This is a genomic window from Evansella sp. AB-P1 (assembly GCF_029688925.1).
Lineage (GTDB): Bacteria > Bacillota > Bacilli > Bacillales > Salisediminibacteriaceae > Evansella.
In genome coordinates this window covers 141,941-148,448 of the sequence record NZ_JARUKY010000012.1, presented here as the reverse complement: position 1 = coordinate 148,448, position 6,508 = coordinate 141,941, and the positions used below count along the sequence as shown (strand labels likewise).

7 protein-coding genes are annotated in these 6,508 nt (G+C 31.8%); 1 reads left to right on the top strand and 6 read right to left on the bottom strand.

The features are described from left to right. Nucleotides 1–99: 99 nt before the first annotated feature. Nucleotides 100–1,152: an LLM class flavin-dependent oxidoreductase gene (locus QA612_RS14205; protein WP_278284479.1), complete on the bottom strand. Its 1,053-nt coding sequence runs from the start codon at nucleotides 1,150–1,152 to the stop codon at nucleotides 100–102. Nucleotides 1,153–1,418: 266 nt separating this feature from the next. Between QA612_RS14205 and QA612_RS14200 the strand changes: the two genes are divergently transcribed. After that, nucleotides 1,419–1,838 carry a DoxX family protein gene (locus tag QA612_RS14200; RefSeq protein WP_278284478.1) on the top strand — a complete coding sequence of 140 codons (420 nt, stop codon included), beginning with the start codon at nucleotides 1,419–1,421 and terminating at the stop codon, nucleotides 1,836–1,838. 71 nt (nucleotides 1,839–1,909) lie between these two features. Here the strand turns inward: QA612_RS14200 and QA612_RS14195 are convergent, their stop codons facing one another. From QA612_RS14195 to QA612_RS14175, 5 genes are all read right to left on the bottom strand, one after another. After that, nucleotides 1,910–3,103: a DUF2812 domain-containing protein gene (locus tag QA612_RS14195; RefSeq protein WP_278284477.1), complete on the bottom strand. Its 1,194-nt coding sequence runs from the start codon at nucleotides 3,101–3,103 to the stop codon at nucleotides 1,910–1,912. Beyond that, complete coding sequence (locus tag QA612_RS14190; RefSeq protein WP_278284476.1) at nucleotides 3,093–3,419, bottom strand: PadR family transcriptional regulator; 327 nt, start codon at nucleotides 3,417–3,419, stop codon at nucleotides 3,093–3,095. Before QA612_RS14190 ends, QA612_RS14195 begins: the two co-directional genes overlap by 11 nt. Nucleotides 3,420–3,560: 141 nt before the next feature. Next, complete coding sequence (locus QA612_RS14185; RefSeq protein WP_278284475.1) at nucleotides 3,561–4,850, bottom strand: ATP-binding protein; 1,290 nt, start codon at nucleotides 4,848–4,850, stop codon at nucleotides 3,561–3,563. Between the two features lie 857 nt (nucleotides 4,851–5,707). Continuing rightward, nucleotides 5,708–5,923 (bottom strand): hypothetical protein, encoded by a 216-nt coding sequence (locus QA612_RS14180; RefSeq protein WP_278284474.1) that lies wholly within the window; start codon nucleotides 5,921–5,923, stop codon nucleotides 5,708–5,710. Nucleotides 5,924–6,009: 86 nt separating this feature from the next. Further along, nucleotides 6,010–6,432 (bottom strand): GNAT family N-acetyltransferase, encoded by a 423-nt coding sequence (locus tag QA612_RS14175; protein ID WP_278284473.1) that lies wholly within the window; start codon nucleotides 6,430–6,432, stop codon nucleotides 6,010–6,012. Nucleotides 6,433–6,508 lie beyond the last annotated feature (76 nt).

Genomic DNA, 6,508 nt, shown 5'->3' with positions numbered 1-6,508 from the left:
TAACTCATGCGCCTACTCTATTGTTACATATATTTTTTGCAAGAAAAGCCTTATTCATGGAATTCGAATAATTTAGGTATGACTTTTAGGACAACTTTATTACACCTGCTCCCCTTTCCAGCGTGCAATTTCTTCTCGAACTTTTGGTGCTACTTCTGTACCAAGTAATTCTATTGCTTTCATTACATCTGCATGAGGCATGGATCCTACAGGTACGTGTAACATAAATCGTGTAATACCAACATTTTTTCGAAGGTGAATGATCTTTTGTGCCACTGTTTCTGAATCACCTACATAAAGTGCTCCTTCAAAGCTTCTTGCTTGATCAAACGCAGACCGATCATAATGACCCCATCCACGTTCACGTCCAATTACGTTCATGACGTATTGTGTCGGAGGAAAAAATTTATCTGCAGCTGTTTCGGTATCTTCAGCTACGAAACCGTGAGAATGGGAAGCTATAGGTAGCTTAGAGATGTCATGACCGGCCTGTGCTGCTGCCCGCTTATAAAGATCTACAAGAGGGGCAAATTGCATGGGACTACCACCGATAATCGCTAGAACTAATGGCAACCCCAGCTTTCCTGCTCGAATGACGGATTGCATATTGCCACCACTACCTATCCATACCGGTAAAGGATCCTGTTCAGGACGAGGATACACACCAAGGTTGTCTATTGCAGGCCGATGACCACCTCTCCAAGTCACTTTCTCCGACTCACGAATCTTCAATAACAATTCAAGTTTTTCATCAAATAACTCATCATAATCCTGTAAATTATAGCCAAACAAAGGAAAGGACTCAATAAAAGAACCGCGTCCTGCCATGATTTCTGCACGACCATTTGATATACCATCAAGTGTAGCGAATTCCTGAAATACTCGAACAGGATCTGCAGATGATAAGACTGTAACTGCACTAGTTAATCGAATACGATTTGTTTGTGATGCTGCTGCAGCTAAAACAACTGCAGGAGAAGAAGCTGCAAAATCTTCCCTATGATGCTCACCTACACCAAAAACATCTAAACCAACCTCATCTGCAAGAACTATTTCCTCTACTACGTTACGTAATCGTTGAGCATGACTAATTACCTTTCCAGTATGTACATCAGGAGTTGTCTCTACAAACGTACTAATCCCAATCTCCATTTATTATTCCTCCTTCATCTAATAAAAACTAAGTGACCACGTTAAACTTAATATCTATATTTTGAGGAATTATAATGTTGATTACAAGTATTTCAACTTACTTTTTGTTAATCTCTTACAAAACAACACAAACAAGCTATCATTATAAAAATTGAATCTTATATAGGTGTATATATACAGAGATTTTTTCCAATAATGTAAATACATTCGTTCAATTAACCAACAATACTTGCATGATTGAAAGATAAATAGGAGGCATAAATAAAATGGAACGAAAAGTTGAAATAGGGATATTTTTAGTAAGAGTAGTTGTAGGACTTATTTTTTTCATACATGGGTTTATAAAAGTGCAAGGTGGAATTGAAATTCTTGCACAATGGTTTGAAAGTATTGGTATACCTGGTTTTCTCGCATATGCTGTTACTGCTATTGAACTAATTGGTGGAATGGCAATGATTTTAGGAGTTGGGACACGAATTATTTCGGCTCTATTTGCTATTGTTATGATTGTTGCAATTGTAACGGTAAAATTTGAAGGAGGATTTACAGGAACCGAGGCTATGACTGGATATGAATTTGACCTCTTGCTTTTAGCAGTATCTATCCAGCTTGGAATATCCGGGAGTAAATTTCTTTCACTTGAAGCTTTATTAAAACGTTCTAGAGAGACAACTATTAACTGGTAAAACACAGAAAAATCCTTCAACCGTAAGGCACAATCATAAGGTTGAAGGATTTATTTATGTGATAATAGGTATTAATTTATTACTTTTTCAGCTTTTTGTTCAATAATATATTCTATATCTTTCATTCCAAAATATTCTACATAATAAACAGTATTTTTCAACCTTGCTACGAAAGCTTGCTGCGTAGAGTGACTACCTTTGCTAATCCATAATTCGTCAAAGGGGGATTCCATTTCTTCTTTAAAAGTAACATAATAAATATCTTCCTTTTCTTTCAAGAGGTTGTTCATAAAGTTTTTTGCTAACCAATCTTTTCTTATAACATATCCATAAGAACGAAGATTAGGAGTATATGCTTCAACTCCATCTTCCCAATGGACACCTGCCACTTTCACATTTTGTTGTAATTCATATTGTTTAGGGACTAAGATACTTGAATTTTCTAAATAATAATTAGTCCGATTTTTGTCATCAAACTCATGAAAAATGGGTTCATACTCTTGAGACGACTTTTTATAATCCTCCATTTGTAAGATAGGTAATTCTTGATCTGGTATTGAAGGATTAGGTATATCCGTCGTAGAATGCGTAATATTGGTAAAAACCGAAGAAATTAACAATAGAAAGATGACAAGAAAACTAGATAATATTAACTTCCTTCTAAGTATCTTACCCCTATAGTTACCTTTATTCTCTAATAAACTACCAGATTTCAATTTCCTTATTCTACTTGATAAATGAAATAATCCATTGAACATTAAAAATACTATGTAAATATAGAAAATAATGACGACTAAAGGAATAACAAAACTGTCATTTAAATAGTTACTTAATGAATTTCTATTTATTAATGAAATATTAAGCATTATTATAAGAACACTACATATTAAAATTAGAATCGCATTTCTTTTTATTGTACTTTTTAATATACTTAGCCTATCTGCATGTTCCACTGGATCTGTATGAATTTCCTCTATATCTACATTCTCGTTTTTTTCTCGAAATATATGTATGTTTTCCCACGAATCAACAAATTCCCAACCTGCTTCGTGATAAAACTCTATTTGATCTTTATTCTCTTTTTTTTCAAAAATATCACATCGGTACTTTACTTCTTTAGGTACATCTTTTTCAAAGGTTGCTGTAACCTTTCCAATTCCATGAAGCTTCCAGCCTTGACTAGCCATATCTGAAAACCAAGCCTCTTGATCCTCAATATTCCAAATATCTAAAAATAACATTTTCTTCTTTGTTTTATTCTTCATGTGACCCTCCCATATCGAATAGGAATTTACCATCGTTAACCATTTTTGAAAGACGAAGATACTCCTCTTTCAAAGCTTCCTCTCCAGTTACCGTCATTTGATATACTTTTCGTCTTCCATCAGCATCCTCAAGAAAAATAAAGTTTTGTTGTTGGAGACGTTTTAAAATTCCATATAAAGTACCAGGTCCCATCTTTACTCTGCCATTGGATAATTTTTTCACTTTATCCATTACCCCATAACCATGAAGAGGATTGGATAGAGCAAGGAGTACGTAGTACATTGCCTCTGACATAGGAGGCCCTTGAGTTTCCATCATAAATCCACCTTCCAAATGAAGAGTTACTCTCTAGTACGCGACACGATATATCGTACAACATAATATTATCATTATTTTCCATTATAAGTCAATATAAAAAGGCTTAGAACATAATCATTTGTACTAAGCCCTCAAAAATTAAGTAGTATGAAAATCTTTCCTTATACCGTTTGTTTCAATTGTTGATTTTTCAAGCAATGGGAACAAAATTTCTACTGTTGTTCCTTTCCCGACTTCACTTTCAATTATAAAAGTGCCACCGTGACTGTCTATAATTCGTTGACAGACTAAAATACCTAAGCCAGTTCCAGTTTGTTTCGTTGTATAAAAAGGCTTTCCAATTTTATCCAATATTTCCTTTGGAATTCCTATGCCTTCATCTTTTATTTTCATAGAAATAAAGTTCTTCCCTTTTTTTATGTTTATATATATTTTCCCACCATTAGGCATAGCTTCTATTGCATTTTTTAATACATTAATAAAAACCTGCTTTAATTGATTTTCTTCACAATTAATGTCAAAAACATCTCGATCATATTTACTTTGAATTTCTACATTTTTTAATAATGCTTCTGGTTGTATAAAGTTAACAACATCCACCACAATATTTTTAAGATTTTTTGAGACAAATGTTACCTTTTGTGGCTTAGATAAAAATAAAAATTCTCCAACTATTTGATTAATTCGTTCAAGCTCTTCTTCCATAATATTAACATATTCATTTGGTAACTCCTTTTTCGATAACTGAACAAAGCCTTTTAAAGAAGTTAGTGGATTCCTAATTTCATGAGCTATCCCTGCTGCTAATTGACCAATGGCATTAAGTTGGTCTGAACGATACATCATTTCCTCTAACTTTTTTGATTCCGTAACATCTTTAATTATTTCAAAAAGTCCGACTACTTCTTCATTTACAATAATAGGAACCATTTTAATTAGCACATATAGTTTATCTCCTGCTTTATTAATTACTGATATACTATATTCTTGAGGTAGTCCTCCTAGCGCTTTATATGTATGGTTAAATTTCTTTTCTAAATCTTCTTGCACTACAAAAGAAGATAATTCTATCTCTTTAAACTCTTCAATACTATAACCACTAAGTTTAACGATGGCTGGATTTCCATCTATGACCCTTCCTTTTGTATCAACTACAAGAATGCCGTCACTATTATTTTCAAATAAAGAGTCATATAATAGCTCTTTTTCTTTCTCCAAATTGAATGAGACTGGCAACGTTTTCATCTTCTTGTTGAATAGTATATTTTTTAATAACTCGCTAACGTAAAATCCGAAAAGTACACAGCATATGAATAAAAAAGATATTAACAAAGCATTATCTGAAAAAAAATAGAGTCCACTGAAAGTAAATATGGTAAAAAATAATAGACTGACTAATAGTGTATATAAATTCGACCACCTTTTCATTTTTACCCTCCAACAAAAACTGATGTACATATTTTATCACAAAATTATGAATTATTTTATATAACTATGACTTTTCACCTATAAATATATAGTACTTTTTTTGTTTGAATAAATAATACGTAACTACAGTAAAGCTTGTTATAAACAAATTTTAAGGGTACACCCCCACGGAAGTGAAAATTTGCACCATGGAGGATGAAATTTTTTTTCAAGGGTGGTTCATACTTTTCATTCCGTCGTTTGTATCACAAGCATCTATGCCAACTCTACTTTGCTTTACTTTACTCTGTTCGTTAATAGTGTGCTAGTAGTTCAATAACCCTAAACCTATTACTTCATTTCTCCTAATTTCTTTCTTGAACTAATTTATATTTGTATTCTTCATTTAATTTTTACACATATTTATTTAAATCTCCATTTATCTTGTTATAATATACACCTTGAAGACCAAGATCTATAAATTGTCCCCAAGTACCTTAGGGAATAATACAAAAAATTTTATGATAGTACGGGTTCAGATGTATCTATTCCTTTAACAAATAAATTTAAGATATTTCCTATTTACTATGTACTGAAAATATTATACATCTTTAATTATTAATTCGAATTAATATAATAATTTTCGATCAAAAAGTCCCACTATCCTCAAATAAAGGAAAGAAGTTGTCATTACGACAACTTCTTTCCTTTATTGAGAGTCCAACAATTTAGAATTATTTTAAGCTACATAAATCACTTATTCATTTTTCACTTTTTCTCATGCTAGTCACATATTCAAAACTTAAAAAAAGACTAATTATGATTTACACTGTACCTAAAACAAGGTGATTGACTAAATATCTCCGAACTATATTAACCTAATAAAAATACTCATAAACCTCTTCTATGTATTCTTTTAAATCTGTTGGTAGTAACGAATAATCTCTTCGGTGTAATAGTTCTTTATCAAGCTTTTCCATTTCAAGAAGATGATCTAATTCTAGTAATTCACCGTCGTAACGTTCATTTACGAATTCTTTAGCATCACGTTCCGCATAAAAAATATAAAATAGTGTATTATGTAATGCAAGCATTCGTTTCCCATTGTTCACATATGATTCTAGTATATTTATGCATTATATAATTGTATAGAACTTAAACTAAACAATTTATTAGACAACTACATTTGAAAAGAATATAAAAGATCATCATTATTTGGGGATATTCCACCAAGACGTTCATAGAGAGCTACTGCTGCTTCATTAGATTTATTTGTTATAAGAAATAATTTCTCACAATCTCTCCTCTTACAAATATGTATGAATTCTTCCATCAGTTTTTTTCCAATTCCCTTCTGGCGATATTCATGTAATACCTCTACTTGGTGCATATACATCATATTTTTCCGACCATCAAATCTCTGTAATTCATACCCATAGGCAAATCCAGCAATTTTATTATTGTTTCTATAAACAACTAAATAATTTTTTTCATCGGATAAAAACAACTGAACTTGCTCATAAGAATCTATTGTATTAAAAAATAGTTTAGTAACTTCTTTTGCCAAGTCTATGTTCTTTTCTGTTATCCTATAAATAGCCATACCATCAACTCCATCATACTTTTATGTCATATATATACATATTATAATCTTTATACTTATGCATGTATCTAATGTT

Bases quoted from the DNA above. Each gene is read 5' to 3' on its own strand.
- QA612_RS14195 (WP_278284477.1), bottom strand. From the start codon at position 3,103: ATGAAGAATAAAACAAAGAAGAAAATGTTATTTTTAGATATTTGGAAT.
- QA612_RS14205 (WP_278284479.1), bottom strand. From the start codon at position 1,152: ATGGAGATTGGGATTAGTACGTTTGTAGAGACAACTCCTGATGTACAT.
- QA612_RS14175 (WP_278284473.1), bottom strand. From the start codon at position 6,432: ATGGCTATTTATAGGATAACAGAAAAGAACATAGACTTGGCAAAAGAA.
- QA612_RS14185 (WP_278284475.1), bottom strand. From the start codon at position 4,850: ATGAAAAGGTGGTCGAATTTATATACACTATTAGTCAGTCTATTATTT.
- QA612_RS14200 (WP_278284478.1), top strand. From the start codon at position 1,419: ATGGAACGAAAAGTTGAAATAGGGATATTTTTAGTAAGAGTAGTTGTA.
- QA612_RS14190 (WP_278284476.1), bottom strand. From the start codon at position 3,419: ATGGAAACTCAAGGGCCTCCTATGTCAGAGGCAATGTACTACGTACTC.
- QA612_RS14180 (WP_278284474.1), bottom strand. From the start codon at position 5,923: ATGCTTGCATTACATAATACACTATTTTATATTTTTTATGCGGAACGT.